Raw genomic sequence first — 22348 nt, 5'->3', positions numbered from 1 at the left:
AGTGCATACTACCAGTGTTGCCGCTATCGTAATAACTCATAATTTCTCCTTTTCATATTTTTTACGCAAACAACTTATATAAAAAGGGAATGAGTACATTAATTTTTACTGCCTATCGATAGATTTAGGAAGTAGTCTTGAACCTGTGAAATACTCCAAATATATTACAGCGTTCCACAGTTTTGCAAGTGAATCAGTATAACCTAACTCTGTCTTAATGAGTGTTTGTTGAGCATTAAGGAGTTCAATTTGCCCGACTTCGCTAGACTGGTATAATTTTTTTGTTAACTCAAATGCTTGGTTCGCCTCAGGGATGATATCTTTTTTGTAACGGTCTACTTGTTTCTTTGCCACAAGGTACAGACGTAAGTATTGATTGATGTTTATTTTTATTTCATTACGAGTTGCTTGGGTTTCGCTCTCTGCTCTTTGTTTACTCCCTTTTGCTTCAGAGATTCCCCCCTGATTACGATTGAATATTGGTAACGGAATTTGTAAGGAAAATCTAAAGAACTCTTCATCTTCGTTATTATTGTTTCCAACACCAAATCCAACCTGTACGTCTGGCCAACGTTCTTCTTCAGCTTGTTGTAACTTCAACTGTGAAAGATCATAGCCTAGTTCATTTTTTTTAAGCTCCGGATGATCTTTTAAATTATATTCTTTCATATCAAATTCAGGTATTTGTGTAAGTAATACTCCTTGTAGTTTCTTTATTTTTAAATTCGGAGTCCCCATTAGTAAAAATAATTTTTGATAAGTGTTATCCACTTTACCTTCTAGTTCTTGCATTTTCAAAATAGCTTGCGAATATTCAACCTGAGCACGTATGGATTCTACATTTCTTGCTTCGCCTGTTTTTACAAGTTTTTTACTTACATCTAAACTTGTTTGGACAATCTCTAACAACCGTCTTGTCGTGGTGAGTTTTTCTTGTGTGGCTAGAAGTTGAAAGAATGTTCTTTTGCCTTCTGTTAAAACCCTGTTTTTAAGAATTACATAATCTTGCTTTGCGATATCGATTTGTTTATTTAAAGTTGCCTGTGTAGCGTTACGTTTCCAAGGCATGATAAATTTTTGTCTTAAAATAAAACTATTTTCAGCACGCCCAAAATCGCCAAAATTATCAACAGGCATATCTTCTGATTCGAATTCCAAAGTAGGATTGGGATATAACATTTTTTGTTGTGATTTTCCTTGAGTTTCCAGAATTCTTGCTTTGGTCGCTTGCAATGTAGGATTGTATTTTCTTATACATGCAAGTACTTGACTAAGAGTTAATGATTCTGATTTATCTATTACTTGTTTGATAGTTGTCTTTTCTGCGCTTTGTGTTGTTAGCAGTTTCTCTTTGGACATGACTTCTTCTGGTTCCAACAGCTCTTTAGGTTCCAAATTTGTACAAGAAATAACAAAAATGGCAGCGACAATTATGATTATTTTACCATTTACTATTTTGCAATTAATTTTTGGGTTCATAATTATCTACCTTTCCAAAAAAAGAGTATAGCACTGGTAAAACAATTAAAGTAAGTATTGTTGCTGTTATAATCCCCCCAATAACAACTGTTGCTAATGGTCTTTGGACTTCGGCGCCAACACTTGTGGCTAATGCCATGGGGATAAATCCAAAACTTGCGACTAAAGCTGTCATTAAAACTGCCCGAAGTCTTGACTCTGCTGCTTCAGTAATAGCCTTTTCCAATGAGTTTCTTTCTGCCAATAGTTTCCTTATACGTGAAACCATAACCAAGCCATTTAGTACCGCTACACCAGAAAGAGCAATAAATCCAACGCCTGCACTTATAGTAAAAGGCATCCCTCGTAAATGTAGGGCTAAAATACCTCCGACGGTAGCAAAAGGGACACCTGTAAAAATAATCAGCGCATCGCGTATGCTATTGTATGTAGTGTAAAGGAGGATAAATATTAGTAAGAGAGCTAGTGGAACAATTATCATTAAACGCAAACGCGCTCGTTCAAGATTTTCAAATTGTCCTCCGTAGTCTATAGAATACCCTGGCGGAAATTCTAATTCTTTGTTGATCCTTTTTTTCACTTCAGCCACGAATGAACCCACATCGCGATCACGTACATTGCAAGATACAACAATTCGACGTTGTCCCCATTCTCTGTTTATAACCGTTGGACCTTCGACTAATTCAACATCAGCAACTTTTTCTAAAAGAATTTGTTTCCCATCAACAGTCCTAAGTAATATATTTTTGATTGCTTGTGGATTTTGACTGTATTGTTTTTGAAATCGCGTCACTAAGGCAAATCTCATTTGTCCTTCGCGGATTTCTCCTATTTTGCGTCCACCAATACACTCTACAGCCAAAAGAACATCGTCCCTGGAAATTCCAAAGCGTGCAATATCGTCTGGACGAATGCGAATTTGTAAAACTGGCTGACCTGTAAGTTGTTCTGTTACTGGCTCAGCAGATCCATATGTTTTTTTTAATATATCCTCCACTTGCTCTGCCAATTGAACTAAAACGTCAAAGTCCTCTCCAAATATTTTGACGCCCAAATCTGTACGAATACCAGCTATCATTTCGTTGACGCGCATTTCAATTGGTTGCGTGAATGCGGATCGCATACCAGGTAAACCTTGCAAAGTACGACTCAATTGGATTACTAATTCTTCCTGCGTTTTTGCTTGTTTCCATCCCTTTTTAGGTTTCAAAGTAATAAAAATGTCAGACACTTCCAATCCCATGGGATCTGTAGCCACTTCTGGAGTTCCTGTTCTTGTCCAGATACTTTTTATTTCATCAGGAAATTCATCAATGAGTATTTTTTCTATACGAGTTCCGTAACGTACTGACTCTCCTAAGGAAACTCCTGCAAGCCTTACGGTATTGACAACTACAGCGCCCTCTTCTAAGCGTGGAATGAACTCCGAACCTAGACGAGTAGCGATCCAGCCGGAAAATATGAGTAATAAGATCGCCCCTGTGACAATTAGAAGTTTCAAACGCAGAGCCAAGTATAAAATGGGGCGATACAACCATTTGAGAGCACGAATTAGCCATGGCTCCTTTGTTTTTACCTTTTTTTTGATAAACAAGCTGCAAAGAACAGGCATTAAGGTCATAGATAGAACCATAGAGCCAGCAAGTGCAAAAATCACAGTTAAGGCCATTGGTCTAAAAAGTTTTCCCTCTACACCTTCCAAAAATAATATAGGTAAATACACAATCATTATAATGAGTTCGCCAAACATTGTAGGTTTTCTAACTTCGATGGAGGCGTCTCGTACAATATTTAAGCGAGATCTCTTATCCTGTGTAGATAAGCAATGAACATTGTTCTCTACCATAATAACAGAACTATCAACCACAAGACCGAAATCTAAAGCTCCCAGACTCATTAAGCTTCCAGCAATACCAAAATATAGCATTGCATTAAAAGCAAATAACATCGAAAGAGGTATTGCCAAAGCAACTATTAATCCCGCTCTCAAATTACCTAAAAATATAAAAAGAATCGCAACAACTAGAAGTGCACCTTCAAATAAATTCTTTTTAACGGTATTTAATACAGCATCAACAAGTTCTGTTCGATCATAGACTAATTCGACGGTCATTTCTTGAGGCAATGATTTTTGTGCCTCTTTTAATTTGGTTTTTAAACGCTGAGTAACAACATGGCTATTCTCACCCATGAGCATAAAACCAAGCCCTAAAACTTGCTCTCCTTTACCATTTGCAGTTACTGCTGCTCTTCTAATTTCATGGCCAATTTCTACAGTTGCAATATCGCGAATATATGTAGGAATACCATCTCTGGCTTCGATGACAATATTCTCGATTTCAGAAATAGACGATACTAAACCTAAACCATGAATCAGAAAGGCTTCTCCTTCGTGAGGAGTGATCGTTCCTCCTCCGATGTTCCGATTATTACGTTCAAGAGCTTCAAAAATTTCTTTGAATGTTAATCCGTACTTAACTAAAAGCTCTGGCTTGATAAGAACATGGTACTGCTTTTCAAATCCTCCCCAGGTATTTATTTCAGCAACACCAGGAACCATACGCAACTGTGGTTTAATAACCCAATTTTGAGCAGTTGTGATTTGCGTTAAATTGTGCGTTTTACTTTTTACGAGATAATGAAAAACCTCGCCTAAGCCTGTTGCAACAGGTCCTAATGCTGGTTGTGGAGTATTTTGGGGAAGTTCTATACTCTGAAGTCTTTCCATTACTAGTTGTCTAGCAAAATAGATATCAGTCCCGTCTTCAAATATCACGACGACTTGAGATAATCCAAATTTAGAAATAGACCGAACTAATTTAAGTTTTGGTAAACCACTAATGGCAAGCTCTACAGGAAAGGTTATTTGTTGCTCAATTTCTACAGGGTTTAAAGCTGAAGCAACAGTATTTACTTGAACCTGTACAGGAGTTGTATCAGGAAAAGCATCTATAGAAAGTTTCGATAAAGACAGAAAACCGGTTGCTGCAAGAATCAACGTCAGCGTTATTACGAGAAATCGGTTAACTAAAGAGAACTCTATTAATTTATTCAACATGGAAAAATTCCTTATAAAAATAATATTCACGTAGCCTGAAATGGTTTAATCTGTACAACCAGCACCAATACTACTTTTTAGAATTTCTGTTTTTAAAAGGAAACTTCCTTGTGTAACAACAGGTTCGCCAGCCAGTAGGCCAGCTTTCACTTCATAAAAATTCTTCCCTTCGTATCCCAATCGAATTTTCCTTGGGGCGTATAAATCGTTTTCCAGTTGGACAAAGACAATGTGGCAACACCCTTCCCACTGTATCGCTTTTTTAGGAACTACGACGACTTTATCATTTTGATGTATTAATATCTTGGCCTTTCCAAACATGTTGACACGTAATAGATTATCTTTGTTGTCTATCTGGGCTAAAACAGAAACTGTGCGTGTTTTGTCATGAACTTCAGAACCTAGCCACAATATCTTACCTTCGAAATTTACGTCTTTGATAGAATCTGTTTTAAAAAGAACAGGTTGACCGTTTTCTAATCGCGGTAGATCTTTTTCAAATATATCTAACCTTACCCACATAGAAGATAAATCTGCTATTACCAAAAGAGACTTTCCGTATTCAACAAGTTCTCCTCTTACAGTTTTGACAGAAATAACTGTTGCATCAAATAGAGCACGAATTAGATACTCTGACGGCTTCTTTGAAATTCTTTTGATCTTAATCCCCAAATTTTGCAAAGCATTATTTAGCTGTCCTTGAATTTCGATTATTTCTCTTTCTGCTGATACTTTTGTATGCTCAAGTAGAGAAATATATGATGTGTAAATCGAATCGAATCTTTTTTGCGCTTGAATAAGATTTTTTTTCAGACCAACGCCTTCTTTCTCCATCTCTTTCTGACGATTTAATTCCGATTGAATTAATTCAAGTTCTGCAAGTTTTTGTAAAAGCGAGGATTTTGCTAAACCAATTTCTAGTGTTTTCATTTTTTCTGTGGCCTGACTCGAAGAAATATTGCTTTTAGCCAATAAAGCCAACATTTTCTTTATGTTGTAGTACACTTTCCTCTTATTCTGGAAAAGTTTTTTCTGGGTGGCAATATTTGTTCTGAGTTGTCCTAAATCGGGGCTATCAATTATGGCTAAAACTTGACCTTTTTTGATTTTCTGTCCTACACGAATATTAACTTTTTGTACAATTCCTCTAAATCTAGAAGCAATTCTTGTTTGACTGGTAGAGTTGTACATCACTTCACCGTTACGTGTTAAGATTTCTTTTACTACTCTTTTGCGTACGGGTGCTATTTTGATCCCTATTAGATCAGCAATTTCTTTTCTCGAAAATTTAATACGCAAATGATGTGTACCGCAAAAAGCAGACTTTGGTAATGTTGAGTCCAAAGAAACAATAGCATTACTGTCGTTTTTGAGTAATTCAGGCCTTACTGCTGAAATTGTTAGCCTTTTAGTTACAAGATCTTTAAGCTTGGGATTACATGGAAAACATTGCGACTCGGGAACATCGTGTCCTCTACACCAATCGCCAGTCTTCTTGAATTTATCTGCAAGTTTTGGATCACACTGATAACAGTTTCCTTTTTCAAAACCATGTTCGCACCATTTTTGACGAGTGTGAATTTTTGTGTTACTTTCAGCTAATCGCTTATTTATTTCTTCTTGTAGACCACTGTTGCATGGAAAGCACTGTGACTCTGGAACATCGTGTCCTTGACACCAATCACCAGTCTTTTTGAATTTATCTGCAAGTTTTGGATCACACTGATAACAGTTTCCTTTTTCAAAACCATGTTCGCACCATTTTTGACGAGTGTGAATTTTTGTGTTACTTTCAGCTAATCGCTTATTTACTTCTTCTTGTAGACCACTGTTACATGGAAAACACTGTGATTCTGGAACATCGTGTCCTCCACACCAATCGCCAGTCTTCTTGAATTTATCTGCAAGTTTCGGATCACACTGATAACAGTTTCCTTTTTCAAAACCATGTTCGCACCATTTTTGGCGAGTGCGATTTTTTTCGCTACTCTCAGCTAACCGCTTATTTACTTCTTCTTGTAGACCCCTATTACATGGAAAACACTGTGACTCTGGAACATCATGTCCTCCACACCAATCACCAGCCTTCTTGAATTTATTTGCGAGCTTTGGATCGCATTGATAACAGTTTCCTTTTTCAAAACCATGTTTGCACCATTTTTGGCGAGTGTGATTTTTTTCGTTACTCTCAGTTAACCGTTTATTTACTTCTTCTTGTAGACCCCTATTACATGGAAAACACTGTGATTCTGGAACATCATGTCCTCCACACCAATCGCCAGCTTTCTTGAATTTATCTGCGAGTTTCGGATCACACTGATAACAGTTTCCTTTTTCAAAACCATGTTCGCAAAAGATGCTAGAATTGCTTTGTTTTGTATTGGGTTGTCTCTGTTGTTTTCTAAGACTCGGATTGCATAAAACACATTCTGAATTACGAACGTTGTGCTCTTGACACCAATCTGATTTCATTGAAATTTTTAAATTAGGATCGCAAATTGTACACTGAGATTCTGCGATACTATGTTCTTTACACCAATCTACAAATTTAGGTTGATCTTTTGCCAATTCAGGATTACATTTTACACACTGTGATTCTGGAACACCGTGCTCTCTGCACCAGTTTCCTTTTGCTTTAAATTTTGCATAAGGATCACATAATTCACATTGGGATTCTGGCAAGGAATGTTCGTTGCACCAATCCAGTGATGTTTTAAATTTATCTACCAACTTAGGGTTACATTGGTAACAATTATTTTTTGCATAACCATGCTCTAAACATAACTCAACGTTGTCTTTTGATTCCATGGAATTTGGCGACCAATAGTATGGCTGCAAAACCAAAATAGCAATAGCACCACCTGCCACCACAATAAGAGAAATTATTATATTGAAAGATTTTTTCACAGAGAATCTCCTTAATATTATTAACCAAATTTATACATACTTAGCGTAATCTCATAAGTAAAACAAATGGGACTACTATATTTTATATAATTAATTAAGTTCTAATTTGGCTTATATAAGGAGAATTTGAGAGCGGAATGTTAATGGTGAAAGGTGGACAAAATTCAAAAGAAAGTTATTGGCAAAAAAAGAAGGTAACCTGAACGGGTTATGATGAGATTTGGAATGATAAAAATCTAGTAATATTTTAAATTTTTGGGGATCGTCAGAAATTTTTATTAGTAAAGGGTAGTGAGAACAGCAACTTTCTTTCTTTGAAGAACATGAATTTTTACAACAAGACATTTCATCACAAAGTAATGTACAGAAACACATCTTTATTGCAAAAATCATAATAAATGTGAAAGAAAATTTTTTTATACACATACTCTTACATTCAAAAATTAGAAAAGAAACACAATATTATCTAGTTATAAACACTTATAGCGTAACGAAACTACCACAATCTTGGTACAAAACGGCCAGTTGTAGCACAGTATTCAACATATTCTTTTGGGAACTCCTGCATCATGAGCTCTTCTTCTTTTATTATATTCAAGTGCCATACTCCATGCAGCATAACAGCCCAAAAAATATAAACCCAGTTGTTGAGTAAGATTGCCAGTCCGAAATTAAAAAACGAGAGAAACGAGGCATATAAAGGATGTCGAAAGTATTTAAAGGCACCTGTTGTAACCAATGTTTTACCACGAATTGCTGGAGGTAGTGACCAAAAACTCCAAATTACTAACAACAAAGTCGCAATAAGTGTAATAAGAAACAAAAACCATCGCACCAATGCATTATCGCATATAGTTGAGAATCCTAATAGTGACTCAAATTTCCAAGCGGCTATGAGTGCTAACAAACTTATCAGCAAGCCTCTTGGTCCAGCTCCAAAAATTCTGTCATATGTTTTCAAATTTGTAAGCCTAAAAAGTGTGTTATGTATCAAGCAATACTACTCAACTTTTCTTCGGAAAATACTTTTTCTACTTCTTTTTTAAATAGATCTATTTTTTCTTCATTTAGAGAGTAGTAAACTACTTTTCCATCTTTTCTGTGATTTACAATTTCTAAATTACGCAAAATTCTAAGTTGGTGTGACATTGCTGATTGGGTTACACCAAGTAAGAGAGCAAGATCACAAACACAAAGCTCATCACATAAAAGAGCATTTACGATTTTCAACCTTGTCAAATCTCCCAACGCTTTGAAAATAATACTGAGACGATTTAAGTCTTCTAACGATGGCATATTGGCTTTAACTTGGTTTAGCTTTTCATAATGTATTTTATTTACACTACAATTAAATTTTTCTTCGGATTTTGACATTTTGAACCTTTAAACAAATACATGAGAATTTATTCATATAATATAAAAAAGAATATGCTTTTGCAATTTTTTTTTGAAAATTGTTTATTTTTAAATTGACAAGATTTCTTTTACCTAGTATTACTAATAATAGTAACTTTTCATTTAACTCAAGAAAAATAGGAACAATTGTGAAAAAACAAGTAATATGGATTTTATTATTTTTTATAGTGTGGACGCAATGTTTTGGATTCTCCATAAACTTTTGCCAGTGTCACGATATCCATCTTGGAGATTATCTATGTTGTTCTCCAGAACAACATAATAATACAGACAATGATTCTCACGAACCAAGCCATGGAGAAAAAACATCGCAGTTTGCTCCGTACCAATGCTTAGATATTGAGTTAGAGAATTTTCAATTTTTATGCACTTCTAAACCTAAAAGTGCACTATTCTTCCACAATTTTTTGAGCATAATATTTTATCAATTTACTACGATTTATAACTATCAAACACCCCCAAATACCTCGAATATTCCTCCTCTATTGCAATCCACTACTTTACTTATCTAAAAAAATTATCTTTTCATATTTTAATCTAAGGCATGTCATCAGTTAGCTTTTGTCCAATCTTTAGCTCAGTGTTAATCTGTGTTATTTCAAATTTAATATAACTAGGTTATGAGGCTTTTGTTTTAGCTCAGTATTAATCTGTGTTGTTTCAAATTTGATGTAACTAGCTTATATAAAGCTAAGTGACCTGCCAAAAGTATTCACACCATTGACACTTTGTTCTTTAATTTTCTAGCTTTGTTGTGCCCTCGTCGCGCCTAGCTATAAAAATAAAGACTTGCACTGAAGTGGGAACTACTTTTGTCAAGTCACTTAATTGATAACATGCCCTATTCCAATGAAATTATTTCGTATTTTCAGTATGTAAAGCCATTATTCGCTGAAATATTCTAAATAATAAAAAAAGATAATCTTTTTAGGAGTATGGTGTGAACCATAATTTTTTTCTAGTGAGTGCCATAATTTTTATCACTTCTTGCCAGTCATATACACCAGAACGTATTGATATGCTTTCAATGCCAGGACAAATACATATAGAAAAACCTATTCCAGAAACAAAACAAAGCATAGCAAAGCAAGAGGTAGGGCAAAAAAAAATAGATTTACCAGTATTGGTTGAATGGTTAGGAGCCAATAACCCCAGAATAAAAGAAGCGCGTATAGAATACAGAAATGCACATAGACAATCGCAAATCAAAACCCCTTGGCCTAATCCTGAAATTCAAATCGGATTATTGATAGGCGCGGAATTGAACGGCGCTACTGAACGACGCCTTCAACCAAATATAGCTATAGGTATTGGTGTTCCTTTGGGAGGTCGATTAAAGGCTCAAGATAATGTTTATACAGCGCAGGCAAAATTAGCTTACACTAAATTGCTGTACAAATATAGATCAGAATACTTACAGTTGAGAACTTTTTATTTCCAACTGCTACTAATGCAAAAGCAATATGACGTTCAAAGTAAAATCAGTAAAAGCTTAGAGAAATCTGTTGCTACCTCGAAAAAACTAGTAGAAGCTGGCGGAGCAACAGGTTTAGATGTCAGCATTATGGAAATAGAATTACAACAAAGCAAAAATGAACAGCTACAACTGCAAACAGAAATTCTCAAAATAGCAGCTAATTTGTTTGCTATTGTGGGTATGGACGTCCACGCTTTAAAAAAGCTAGAAGCACCAAAAATACCAGAATTAAAAGCTATTCCCAGTATAAAAGAACTGCGCAAAATAATGCTAAAAAACAATCCTGATATTGTTAGTTTATACGGCAGTTACGAAGTAGCTGAAAAAGAACTGGAACTTGAAGTAGCAAAACAATATCCAGACATAAAACTACAAAGTTCTTTTCAGGGAGATCCTGGCGAGGACACAAAAATATGGGGTGTTTCTGTTGAAATTCCACTGCCCATTTTTGATCGAAATCAACAGGCAATAGCGGCCAGTAAAGGAAATCGCAATAGTATTCAAAACCAACGTCAAAATACCTTACAGAATAAGAAAATCGACTTGCAAAAAGCATACGAAACTTACATCTTGACCCAAAAAAGATTCTCATTATTAAGAGATACAGTATTGAGTAAAGCTGAAGAAAATATTAAGTTAACTGAAATTGCAGTTCGCAGTGGTAATGTTGATTTTTTGAGATATTTAGAAGTACAACGCACTAGCCAAAGAATAAAACTCAATAGTGTTCAAGCTGAAATAGACATGTATGCAGCGTGGCTCGAAATAGAAAAAGTTATCGGTATGCCTATTATTTTGTTTGATGCAGAGCAAAACATCCAAGACCTATCACAACAAGAAAGGGAATAAGTATGATTAAAAATATAATATATAAAGTGCTGCCGATTGTACTATTAAGCATTATTTGTACTGGTTTAGGTTTGGCTGCTGGTTGGTTCGCAGGCATGGAAAAAAGCCCCTCTGTCGATAATGAGTCCTCTGAAGCAGAATCTCATGGAGAACATTCAACAGAGTTTTCAGAAGAAGCTCTTCAAAATATGGAAGTAACAACACAAGAGGTGCAACAGACTACTTTTGTCAAAAATTACTCTATACCTGCAACAACAAAGGCTATTCCAACAAACATACAGCCAGTATTTTCTCCTGTACGCGGATATGTAAAAGAAGTGAAAGTTCGCTTTGGCTCTATGGTCAAATCAGGAGATGCTCTTGTTACAATTATTCGTGATCCCTTTCCGCGAGTAAATCTAACATTGACCGAGAATATCGTAAAACCGACCACAGAAGATGTTCATGATGCCATAGGAAGCTATAGAAGAGCTATTAAAAATGTTGAACTTGCGCAAATGGAATTGAAACGTATAAAGCAATATACCCAAAACACAGGAAGTGACAAATTTTCTGTGGTATCAAAAAAAACTCTTATCGATGCCAAATATGAATTAGAAAGAGCAAACCAAGAACTATCCATAACTAAAGATGAGTTAGTACGGCACGGATTATCCATAAAGCAAATCAATGATATTAAAAAGGGAGAAAGACCTGACCTTGATATTAAAATATGGTATCTGCCTTTAAAGCGCAATGGCTTGTGGCCGCCCATTGCCGATAAAATTTATAAAGTTTTGCCGAAAGATATCCAAAAAACTCATTGGACTGTTGTTACGATAGGAGAATTAGTTGCCGCAGGTTTAATAAATAAAGCACTTTTAAGATGGCTACAGACAGAACCCAAGGCAGGCCAACATTTTTTGGAAATAGGTGGTTTACTGCAAGGTGGAAACACTCTGGAAAAAATAAAATCTTTATATGCGATACGTGCTTTTGACCCTGTTGTAGTAGTTAAAGCACCTTCCTTAGTAAAAGATTGGGATTGCCATGAAATAGAGGTGAAGGTTGGTTCACTAGTGGAGGAAGGAACTACACTTTTAACATTAGAAAATCTTTATGAATTGCATTTGCTGGTAGAGCCAATAGGCAGTGAAAAAAATATCGTTTTAAAAACATTGCCGCAAAACTTGAGCATGGAAGCTTCTCCTTTAATTCCTGGAGTTGGAACACATTTAAAAAACCTGACATTTTTAAATATTATCGGTGATGATCAAAGTCGCATGAAAGCATATATGCGTGTTAAAAATAAACCTCTTCATATCATAAAACATCCTGAGCGAGGTCAATTTCGCACGTGGCAAGTACAGGAAGGACAACAGTACATGTTAGAAATTCCTGTAGAAAAAATGGAAAAAGTTTATGTTTTTCCAAAAGAAGCTGTAACAGAAGATGGACCAGAAAAAATAGTTTTTTTACAGAATGGCAAAAGTTTTGAGCCTATAAAGGTAAAAGTGTTGTACCAAGATCACAAAGTAGTAGTAATCGCTAATAATCCAGATATTTTCCCTGGTGATTCGATTGTGCAAACAGGTGCTTTTGCACTAGGTCTAGCACTAAAATCTGGAACAGAGGAATCTGGCGGACATGGGCACGCTCACTAGAAAGGAGATTTCATCATGTTAAATCGTATCATTGCATTTTCGTTGAAAAACCGTCTATTTGTCATGGCAATAGCTCTTTTGGTCATGGCTTACGGTACCATTATCGCTATTTATATGCCCATTGATGTTCTTCCAGATTTAAATCGACCACTCGTTACAATTTTAACAGAAGCACCATCAATGGTTCCTGAAGACATAGAGCGTCTGATTACACTTCCTATGGAACAAGTGCTCAATGGATCTACCGGTGTTACAAGAGTGAGGTCAGGTTCTGGTTTAGGGCTATCAGTGATCTATGTCGAATTTGATTGGGGTACAGATATTTATCGTAACCGTCAAATTGTCCAGGAAAAATTACAATTAATTGCCAGTAAACTCCCACCAGATATTACTCCACAGATGGCTCCGATCTCTAGTATTATGGGACAAATACAAATGATTGGAGTTCAGAGTAAAAGCGGTACTATTGATCCTACTGACTTACGTGTTTTGGCTGACTATACGATTAAATATCGTCTGTTGGCTATTCAGGGAGTTGCTCAAATCGTGACTATTGGCGGAGCACCACGTCAATTACAAATCATTGTCGACATTGATAAACTAAGGCTTCTAGATGTATCTCTTGATGAGATACAGACCGCTGTGCAAAAAACAAACATCAACAGCTCAGGAGGCTTCCTAAGTATGGGAGCAAAAAGTCCGATTATTACAGTAATAGGATTTGCTGTTGATGAAGAAGCAATTGAAGATGCTGTAGTAAAAATTTCCCCCACACGTCCTATTCGCTTAAAAGATGTAGCTGAAATCAAGTTCGGACCAGCTTTAGTACGTACAGGAGAAGCTGGAATCGATGGTAAAGGCGGTGTCATTATGGTCATTTTCAAACAGCCGCAAACCGATACCGTAACACTAACAAATCGTATCAACAAAGAGTTGCAGCTAATGCAAGAAGGATTTCCAGAAGATATTGTACTTGTCAATGACCTTTTCCAACAAGCTACTTTTATTCATCGTGCTATAGACAATGTAATTGAAGCTGTGCGTGATGGTGGTATTTTAGTTGTTATTGTTTTATTGTTATTTTTGATGAATTTGCGCATTACCTTTATAACCCTCACAGCAATTCCTCTATCTGTCGCAATTACAGCTATTATCTTTTCTATATTTGATTTATCTATCAATACTATGACTTTAGGAGGATTGGCTGTAGCCATTGGTGCTCTTGTTGATGATGCAATTGTTGATGTGGAAAATGTACATCGTCGTTTGAAAGAAAATGCCCAATTAAAATTTCCCAAGAACAAACTTTGGGTAATTTTTCGTGCTTCTAGCGAAGTTAGACAGCCTATCTTAATCGGCACGTTACTAGTTATCGTTGTATATTTGCCTCTTTTTTTCTTATCTGGTTTAGAAGGACGTCTTTTTACTCCCATTGGTATTGCATATATTTTGAGCGTCTCTGCCTCTCTCTTCGTTGCACTAACAGTTACTCCTATCCTCTGCTACACTTTATTATCAAATAAGGAAGAACATAAAGAAAAGGGAGACTCTTGGGTCGTAAGATGTTTAAAAATAATTGTTGGAAAAATGATTTTTTTCAGTATCAAGCAAACCAAAATCATTATTGGGTTGTTTTTATCGCTACTAATCATCAGTATTTTTCTACTAATGACACGCGGCTCTCAATTTTTACCACCTTTTAATGAGGGAGTTGCTCAAATCAATATGTTCTTACCTCCAGAAGTAGGACTGGAAACATCGGATTTATTTGGAGGGCGTTTAGAAAAGATATTGACACAAGTAGAGGGAGTTAAACACATAGCTCGAAGAACAGGCCGAGCGGAAGGTGACGAACATGCAGAAGGAGTCAATAACACAGAGATTATCATAACTTTTGATTCAAACTCAAAACGTTCTCGAAAAGAAATTATTGGCGAAGTACGGCAGAAAATTAAAAAAGATTTTCGAGGAATTCCTACAGAAGTCGATCAACCTCTATCACATTTACTAAGTCACATGATGTCTGGTGTTCGCGCTCAGGTTGCCATTAAAATCTTCGGCACTGATTTGGATGTTTTGCGAAGTCAAGCCAAAAAAGTAAAAGCAGCCATAGAGAACATACCTGGAATTGCGGATTTGTATGTTGAGCAACAAGTTCTTGTAGATAATATTGTTATTGAACCAAAGCGTGAAGAACTTGCGCGTCTGGGGTTGACAGTAGAAGATATCTCCGAGTTCATAGAACTCGCAATGGAAGGCGAAATTATTTCTCGTATGCGCGTAGAATCTTTTACCTTTCCGATTATTTTACGGTTGGAAGAAAACGACCGCAACGACCTAGAAAAAATAAGAAATTTTCGTATAAAACGTGATAGTGGCATATCAGTACTATTTTCTGATATTGCTAATGTTTATGTTGGCAAAACCCCTAACAATATCAATCGCGAGAATGTATCCAGACGTATAGTCATTCAACATAATATTGCTGGGAGATCTTTGGGAGAAGTGGTTGCAGATGTAGACAAAGCATTAGACCCTATACGTAAAGAGCTTGCACAAACACCTGGATATTCGATTCAAATTGGCGGTCAATATGAAGCGCAAGTTCAAGCAACACGAATGATTTTTATTTTAAGCATTGCCTCCATTTTGATTATGTTCATGGTTCTTTATATTTATTTCAAATCGGTGAATTTATCACTCCAAATTCTAATGAGCATCCCAATGGCTTTTGTTGGCGGTGTTTTTTTTATTGTATGGAGTGAGCAACCTATTTCTATCGCAACTCTTGTGGGATTAATTTCATTAGGGGGAATTGCTTCTCGCAACGCAATTCTTCTCGTTGATCGCTATTTATATTTAATGCGAGAAGAAAAAATTCCTTTTGGCATGGAAATGATCATTCGTGCAGGCCAGGAAAGAATGGTTCCTGTAATGATGACAGCGTTGTCGAGTGGAATTGCTCTTGTACCTATTGCTTTATACCCAGATAAACCTGGAAGCGAAATTTTATATCCTGTCGCTACTGTAATCATCGGTGGCTTAATATCTAGTACCATTTTGGACTTTTTAGTGCGCCCAGCTATTTTTTGGCTTTTTGGAAAAAATGCAGCAGAAACCGTTACTCAAATTCCTGAAGAATTTGATGCAGCAACAGAAAAATTATTTTCTGAATTCCAATCAGCAAATGGTAGTAACTCTTAAATTTAAGGAAAAAGAAATGAAACATCTAATTACATGTATTTTTATTGTTATTGCTTTATCTTTTGTGGGATGCGATTCTCCAATTAGCAAAAATTCTAACACGCCAGAAGAAAAAAAACATGGACATGAAGATGAACATGGACCTCATGGAGGCGAATTGTTGGAAGTAGGCGAACACCTTGCCCATATAGAATTGATTCACAATGAAGAAATGGGCAAAATAACTCTTTATATTTTGGGAAAAGACGCAAAAACGGCAGAAGTGATCGAAGGTACACCAATGCTAAATCTAAAGTATAAAGGAACTCAAAAACAACTGAAAACCGTTGCCATGAATACTGCTGAGAATAAGTCTTCCCATTTTGAAGCTACAGACAAAATTCTTAAGGAAGAAGTTACTGGGAGAATTGCTGTTACCATAAAAGGAATAAAATATAATATAAACATAGAACATCACCATGATCATGACCACTAAACTCTACGTTATTTGAAGGAAATACCTCTTTTTTCTCACGAAAAAAGAGGTTCTTATATTATGTACAAAACCAAATTAAATACAGGTGTTTACCTGATTGATCAAAATACAGGAGAAGTATTTACTTTAGATCCTCACCAAGATAATATTATTGGTCGCTCGCAGGGACAAGGAGTTCATACGATTCTCTTGCACCATCCAGCTATCTCTAAAGCGCATGCTGTAATTAAAATAGAGTCTACACAACAGTGGTCTTTGCAAAACCTAAGTCGCAATGGTTCGATGCTGAATGGCAAAGCAATTACTACTAAAAAAATTCTTACTCACAGCGACGAAGTTACTATTGGATTTTGTAAACTCATTTTCTATGAAAATATGGTTTCGGATGACGAGACCATGGAGATGCCTATAACAAATGCTACTATTCCAAACAATGATCCCTATTCCAAAAACTACTGGGAAAGTGATGATACGGATTCTCGAATCGAAAATATAGCGATTTTTTTCTTTATCATTCTATCACTTTCGATTTTTGCTTATTTTTTTATTGTAAGATAGGTATGGTTACAGTTTCTCTACAGACTCATTCCTCTCCCTTTGGGAGAACACTCGGTAAATCCAAATCTTATGTTGCATTTTTAGAGCATCCTTGACATGTTCATTATCTGGCAAAGTGTAATGAATTATTCAAACTAAATTTTTCTACTTCGTGATTAGGTAGTACTTTGAAGCGCTGTGAAAGTACAATAGAAATGGGATTTTCTACAATTACTGAAATTGAAGGTTATGTCAATTCAATAAATTCAACTCCAACCAAGTATAAATAAATACTCGTATTATACGATAATATTCTTTGTGGCATCAATCATTCAATAACTTTTCCAAATCTATTCAAAATAGTTTTTTCTTAATTTTATGTATCGCTAAATTTTAGCTACTCTGAGCATACAATGTATTAATCCTTAACCCTACAACATAAGCAATAATGATAGCTAGGTACATCTGACCAAGAATGGCTTCGAGGCAAGGTAACATCTTTGCAAAAGGAGATAAGGGGATTATATCTCCATAACCAAGAGTTGTCAGGGTTACAAAACTGTAGTACAGCCACATAGAAAAATGGTGTAAGAGATGGTTTTCTTGCTGAGTGATTCTGAAACATAATGGGCTTAAATGGTGCATTGTTGCATAAATGAATCCAAATACCAATCCTATCATCAAATAAACAGATATTGCTGCTGCAAGAGCATTGATATTTGCTTTTTGGAGTTGGAATAACTGTAAAAAAATATTGATTGCAATTGTAAGAAGCAATGCAAAACTTAGTATATTGTTTGTTATTATCAAAAAAGCTAATGGGTATATATACACAAGACTACGAATTAATAATACAAAAAATATGACCAATAAAGTTGCTGTAAAAAATCTTTTAGCACTAGCGGTTTGTCTTTTTTCTCCGCCACACCAATACCAAAAGAAAAAACATCAAGTGATATGGCAAAAAGATACATTCTACGGTCCGATAAAAGTCATCAAAGAAAAGTCTTCTGGAAATCTAAAAATAACGCAAAACAACCATTACATATTAGGAAGTAGCTTTGCAGAGATACGCGAAAAAAGGCAGGCACATATTCCGTTACTACTACATCCATCACCGCAATGTATTGCGTTTCTTGGAATGGGAACCGGTCTAACGGCAAAAGGTGCTCTACAGCATCAACAAGTAAAACATATCGACATTATCGAACTAATTCCCGAAGTTGTTCGTGCTGCAAAGTTTTTCCATCAAGAACGCAACAACATATTCGAAGACAAACGAGTAAATGCTATCGTCAACGATGCACGACATCATCTCTATCATAAAGATAAATTTTATGATGTAATTATCTCCGACCTTTTTGTTCCATGGCACAGTCATACAGGATATTTGTATACAGTAGAACACTATCAAAGTGCTTACAAAGCACTAAAAAAAGACGGCGTTTTTTGTCAGTGGTTACCTTTATATCAAATGGGAGAACGAGAATTTCAAATAATAACTAATAGCTTTTCATCTATTTTTCCCAACACTTCACTGTGGCGCGGGGAAACAAATAGTGATTATCCCCTGATGGCCTTGATAGGTTTTAAACAAGATATTGTCGACTTGCCTAGCACAAAGAAGCGAATGCGCAAATTACAAATAAAACAAAAATTTTCTGTTAAATTACAAGCGGGGCGTGTAAAAATAATTGTTTCCAAAGATAATTTATTGGACGAGCAGCGATTTTTTTCTTTATATATTGGTGAATGGAAACATCAAAACACATATCTAAACACGGATGATTTTCCCATTATCGAGTTTACAACACCTGTTACACAAAATAAATCGCAATTTTTGAGCGGCGTAAAATTGAAAAATTTCTATGAAAAAGTGTTGGAAAAACTACAGAAAAAATATAAGTAACTGATCTAAAAAATCGGCGAAAAATTTAATCACTTAACAATTCCAATATAATTGAAACTCTAGGTGAACTTTTACATAAAAGTTCACCTAAAATCAGGTTACTTCTTCGACTATGCCAAAAGTCATTGCTAATAAACTGCATAGTCTATATTTGCGATTAAAAGTATGTCTGCATTTAGTGGAAAACCTTCAATAAATTCTCTTTTACCAGTTTATAGCATAAAAAAGAGAATAAATAAAAAACACCATAAATAACTCCTATCACTAGATTTACGCAATAAATGTCATCATTTTTGTCGCAAGAACCTCTATATATAGAGGTAGCTGTGACAAAAATGATGACATTTCTATAATCCCAATTCTTTTTTAATTAATTGTATTTGCTGTTTACTTTTTCTTGAAAAATTGAACTTGCGAGAGATCTCTCGCAAGTTTGACTCTGGATTTTCATTTAAATAAGATCTTACCTTTGCCAATAGTTTATTGGTTTTGGGCTTTTGTTCTGCTTCGAAATTATTCTCAAACCACGTTTTTGCTAACTCTTTACTTTGAGGAGGCATCCTACGAATGCACTTCGAGTAACGTAGTATTTTTCGCCAAGTCACCTCTTCAACCGTTGATTTTGCATATCTGGAGATTTCTTCCTGTAGTTTTTTTATGTCTCTTTGCGATTGGTAACCTGCTTCTCCTATTTTTTCTAACTTTGTAATACTTTTACCCACCAACCACTTACTGGCAATTTCCTGTGAGTATGAAATATTTTCATTGGCATCTATTATTTTTATTTTATGCCCCACTTTTATAAGTTCAGTTTGTACTCGGTGGGAAACTTCTGTAGCGTTTCTTCCATAAAATAAAATTACTCTTGGTTCATCTATCTTTTCATCGACATCAAGTCGCAAAATACGTAGAGCTGCTTGTCTTGATTTTTCAGCAACATCGTCAAGAATGTGCTCGCGAATAGTTTTTACGTGTGGTCGGCTTGCAAATAAACATTTTGGACGTTCATTGTTCGTTGACACAACAGCCATTTTAAACTGCCCAAGATTAATTCCTTGCCCCAGAGGTCCATGTATACAAGTAATACACAGATCGAATTCTATAGATGTGCCTTTAATGGGAGCATTACTTACTTTTTGCTCTCCATCATAGTACATTGTTCTTACCTCGCTACTTATTTTTTTCTCCGCGGTTTTCGCTTCAAAATATGTCGGATAAAAGGCTAAAACTTTTGTTTGAGAAGTTAGTTGTTGAAAAAAACCTTGTAAGTTTGATTTCTTTGAGGGTAGATCGCTTTCTAATGAAAGAATTAATACCTTTTTAAATTGAAAAAATGGTTTTTCTGCTATGTAAAAATTGCTTTTATTGAGATCAAGGACTTGTTTTAGAATATATCGTTCTGTTTCACTTGCCCCTGGTCCAGTAATTCCAATTTGTGCATTTTGGTTTATTTGTTTAAGGACAGCAATATCCCATCCTTGAAACACAGGAACTCCGCAAACTTGCCGAGGAGGAAGAATATCTTTTCTTTTTGTTTTTAGCTCTTTGTCCTCAAGAGGACGACCTAAATTTTCTTGCGTTTCTCTATTATACGGATAGAAGAAGACTAAACTTGGTTCCAGAGTCCTCGCTATAATATCATCGTACCAATTCTGCAAGCACATTTCTTTTTGCAAATCATCTTTACTACCAGTTGACCAAACTCTCTCCTCATTATTTTTAGGTGGCAATATTGGATACACGCTCATTGTGTTATCATGGCAAACTGCATCCCAACGAACATGTTTTAGCTCTACTTTTTCTTCGCGAATTTTGTCATCTTGATATCGCTGCGATAACGGTTTATATTCGAGCATTCCACCAGAGCCTCTTCTTAGAACAAGAAACATTTTTCCTGTGCAATTTGTGCAGTTTCCAGAGGAAGTAAACAATGGACACAATTTATTACGAATAATCAACTCTTGGCCGAACATTTTCTTTAAAGACTCGCGTGATCCTAAAGACTTCGATACAAAGCAACTTTCAAGTAGAGATCCAACTTCATCAACAAGAACAAGTGGATTTTCTCCAAATTGTTTATTGAAAAACATATCTACTATTGCATAGTGATAAGGAGTGTCTCCTTTAAATTTTAGATACGCATGAGGAGCGATGACGATAATAGGTCTTACATCGGGAACAATACCTGTTGTTAAATCGCTTTTCTCGTTACCACGTTTTAGATGATAAAGGTGATACAAAGGTAGTTTTTCCTGCTCTAAAAGAGTACTTATTGATTTACCTAACTGGTTAAGTTCATCGTGAGAACGAGAAAATAAAATAACAGATCTACCTTTCTTTAGTTCGGAAACAGCAACATGGCTATTAGCATAAGACTTGCCTGCTCCTTGAGGGGCAAGGATGCAAAAATTTTCTTTAACATTTGCTGCGGCTGACATCATTAGTTGTAGTACGGTTTTGTTCTTAGGAGCAGGTAGCTCAGGGATTAAGTTTCCGTAATCAATGACAATTTCGCCTTCAGTTAAAGATACTGGTTTTGCGGCTTTTTTCAGTTTTGCAAAATCTTTTTTGAAATCAAAAGATCTTTGGGCCATTTGATTAATATCTTTAAATTCTGACATTTCTATCACAAAAAGATTTTCTTTGTAGTTTAGTTGTTGGAGTCTCTTGCGAACACCTTTGATGAACGTTTCGCCACCTTTATCTGGTTCTTTTATCACGTAAATTTTTTTCAATGACTTAATGTGGGTCGAACCAAGTTTACTTGCCATATCAGCACCAGGAAAACCTAAAGCTGGCAGCGAATGCTGCCACATACTCCAACAGTCACTTTCGCCTTCGACAAAAGTAATCCATTTCTTTTTTCTTGCCTCTTTTAATTTCCATAGCCCGTAAAGAACCGGCTTACCTCTTCCCTTTTCCCAAGAACTTCCTTTTTTGGCAGAAAGTGCCCGTCTTTTTCTTTGCCGTGATGCTAAAGATCCGTTTTCTAAAAAATAAGAAATACGCAAGGCGCTACCGTTTTCTTCTACGCCAACAGAGCGTAAAAATTCTTCGGTAACGCCTTTATCAAATGCCAATTTCTCTACCGTAGTGTTATTTTTATTTTTCGCTGATGTTTGTGGAAAAATATCTTTCCAAGTTAGGCTCATTGATTCTAATATATCTTGTCCTTCGCAACCAGCGTGACACTTTAAAAGAATAATTCCATTTTTGCCCTCAGCAACAGACAAACTACGAATTTTGTCATCGTGGTTTGGGCAACATGCAGACCAACCTTTACTTAGTTTTTTGACCTTATGTAATTGCGTTAAAAAATCTTGTATATTCACAACACTTCTCCTGAAAATGTAAAAGTACTAGATTTTTCAAGAGGTTTTTGTTTTAATAAAAT

Annotated in this window: 14 protein-coding genes; 7 read left to right on the top strand and 7 right to left on the bottom strand. The window is 35.7% G+C overall.

Annotated elements, in window-relative coordinates; all coding sequences use genetic code 11:
• Positions 1–105: 105 nt before the first annotated feature.
• The 5 genes from UABHE_RS18685 to UABHE_RS18665 form a co-directional block, all read right to left on the bottom strand.
• Positions 106–1479, bottom strand: a complete 1374-nt coding sequence (locus UABHE_RS18685) for a TolC family protein (protein WP_372364769.1) — start codon at positions 1477–1479, stop codon at positions 106–108.
• Entirely contained in the window at positions 1463–4537 is a 3075-nt protein-coding gene (locus UABHE_RS18680) for an efflux RND transporter permease subunit (RefSeq protein ID WP_372364768.1), read from the bottom strand. Before UABHE_RS18680 ends, UABHE_RS18685 begins: the two co-directional genes overlap by 17 nt.
• Positions 4538–4582: 45 nt before the next feature.
• The gene (locus tag UABHE_RS18675) at positions 4583–7444 is read right to left on the bottom strand and encodes an efflux RND transporter periplasmic adaptor subunit (protein WP_372364767.1); all 2862 of its coding nucleotides are present in this window, start codon (positions 7442–7444) and stop codon (positions 4583–4585) included.
• Positions 7445–7940: 496 nt separating this feature from the next.
• On the bottom strand, positions 7941–8405 hold the full coding sequence (locus tag UABHE_RS18670) for an isoprenylcysteine carboxylmethyltransferase family protein (RefSeq protein WP_372364765.1): 465 nt from the start codon (positions 8403–8405) through the stop codon (positions 7941–7943).
• A gap of 29 nt (positions 8406–8434) precedes the next feature.
• The gene (locus tag UABHE_RS18665) at positions 8435–8818 is read right to left on the bottom strand and encodes an ArsR/SmtB family transcription factor (protein WP_372364764.1); all 384 of its coding nucleotides are present in this window, start codon (positions 8816–8818) and stop codon (positions 8435–8437) included.
• Positions 8819–8988: 170 nt separating this feature from the next.
• On the opposite strand from UABHE_RS18665, the gene UABHE_RS18660 reads away from it, so the two are divergent.
• From UABHE_RS18660 to UABHE_RS18635, 6 genes are all read left to right on the top strand, one after another.
• Positions 8989–9372, top strand: coding sequence for a hypothetical protein (locus tag UABHE_RS18660; RefSeq protein WP_372364763.1), 384 nt, complete (start codon positions 8989–8991; stop codon positions 9370–9372).
• Positions 9373–9800: 428 nt separating this feature from the next.
• Positions 9801–11186, top strand: a complete 1386-nt coding sequence (locus UABHE_RS18655) for a TolC family protein (RefSeq protein ID WP_372364760.1) — start codon at positions 9801–9803, stop codon at positions 11184–11186.
• A 2-nt stretch (positions 11187–11188) separates the two neighbouring features.
• Complete coding sequence (locus UABHE_RS18650; protein WP_372364758.1) at positions 11189–12829, top strand: hypothetical protein; 1641 nt, start codon at positions 11189–11191, stop codon at positions 12827–12829.
• A 15-nt stretch (positions 12830–12844) separates the two neighbouring features.
• A complete protein-coding gene (locus tag UABHE_RS18645; protein WP_372364757.1) occupies positions 12845–16033 on the top strand; it encodes an efflux RND transporter permease subunit in 3189 nt (1062 codons plus the stop codon).
• Between the two features lie 16 nt (positions 16034–16049).
• Entirely contained in the window at positions 16050–16508 is a 459-nt protein-coding gene (locus tag UABHE_RS18640; protein ID WP_372364756.1) for a hypothetical protein, read from the top strand.
• A 60-nt stretch (positions 16509–16568) separates the two neighbouring features.
• Positions 16569–17066, top strand: coding sequence for an FHA domain-containing protein (locus tag UABHE_RS18635; protein WP_372364754.1), 498 nt, complete (start codon positions 16569–16571; stop codon positions 17064–17066).
• A gap of 372 nt (positions 17067–17438) precedes the next feature.
• Here UABHE_RS18635 and UABHE_RS18630 read toward each other — a convergent pair whose 3' ends face one another.
• Positions 17439–17879, bottom strand: coding sequence for an ion channel (locus tag UABHE_RS18630; RefSeq protein WP_372364752.1), 441 nt, complete (start codon positions 17877–17879; stop codon positions 17439–17441).
• 28 nt (positions 17880–17907) lie between these two features.
• Between UABHE_RS18630 and UABHE_RS18625 the strand changes: the two genes are divergently transcribed.
• Positions 17908–18954 (top strand): hypothetical protein, encoded by a 1047-nt coding sequence (locus UABHE_RS18625; protein WP_372364751.1) that lies wholly within the window; start codon positions 17908–17910, stop codon positions 18952–18954.
• Between the two features lie 347 nt (positions 18955–19301).
• Here UABHE_RS18625 and UABHE_RS18620 read toward each other — a convergent pair whose 3' ends face one another.
• Positions 19302–22286, bottom strand: coding sequence for a hypothetical protein (locus UABHE_RS18620; RefSeq protein WP_372364750.1), 2985 nt, complete (start codon positions 22284–22286; stop codon positions 19302–19304).
• Positions 22287–22348: the final 62 nt, after the last annotated feature.

The sequence above is a fragment of the Candidatus Uabimicrobium helgolandensis genome, from assembly GCF_041508025.1.
Classification (GTDB): domain Bacteria; phylum Planctomycetota; class Uabimicrobiia; order Uabimicrobiales; family Uabimicrobiaceae; genus Uabimicrobium; species Uabimicrobium helgolandensis.
Note: the sequence above shows the minus strand (reverse complement) of the source record. Positions and strands in the feature narration are given on the sequence as shown.

Excerpts from the sequence above, each read along its gene's own strand:
- UABHE_RS18685 (WP_372364769.1), bottom strand. The coding sequence starts at position 1,479 with ATGAACCCAAAAATTAATTGCAAAATAGTAAATGGTAAAATAATCATA.
- UABHE_RS18680 (WP_372364768.1), bottom strand. The coding sequence starts at position 4,537 with ATGTTGAATAAATTAATAGAGTTCTCTTTAGTTAACCGATTTCTCGTA.
- UABHE_RS18665 (WP_372364764.1), bottom strand. The coding sequence starts at position 8,818 with ATGTCAAAATCCGAAGAAAAATTTAATTGTAGTGTAAATAAAATACAT.
- UABHE_RS18650 (WP_372364758.1), top strand. The coding sequence starts at position 11,189 with ATGATTAAAAATATAATATATAAAGTGCTGCCGATTGTACTATTAAGC.
- UABHE_RS18645 (WP_372364757.1), top strand. The coding sequence starts at position 12,845 with ATGTTAAATCGTATCATTGCATTTTCGTTGAAAAACCGTCTATTTGTC.
- UABHE_RS18640 (WP_372364756.1), top strand. The coding sequence starts at position 16,050 with ATGAAACATCTAATTACATGTATTTTTATTGTTATTGCTTTATCTTTT.
- UABHE_RS18635 (WP_372364754.1), top strand. The coding sequence starts at position 16,569 with ATGTACAAAACCAAATTAAATACAGGTGTTTACCTGATTGATCAAAAT.
- UABHE_RS18625 (WP_372364751.1), top strand. The coding sequence starts at position 17,908 with ATGACCAATAAAGTTGCTGTAAAAAATCTTTTAGCACTAGCGGTTTGT.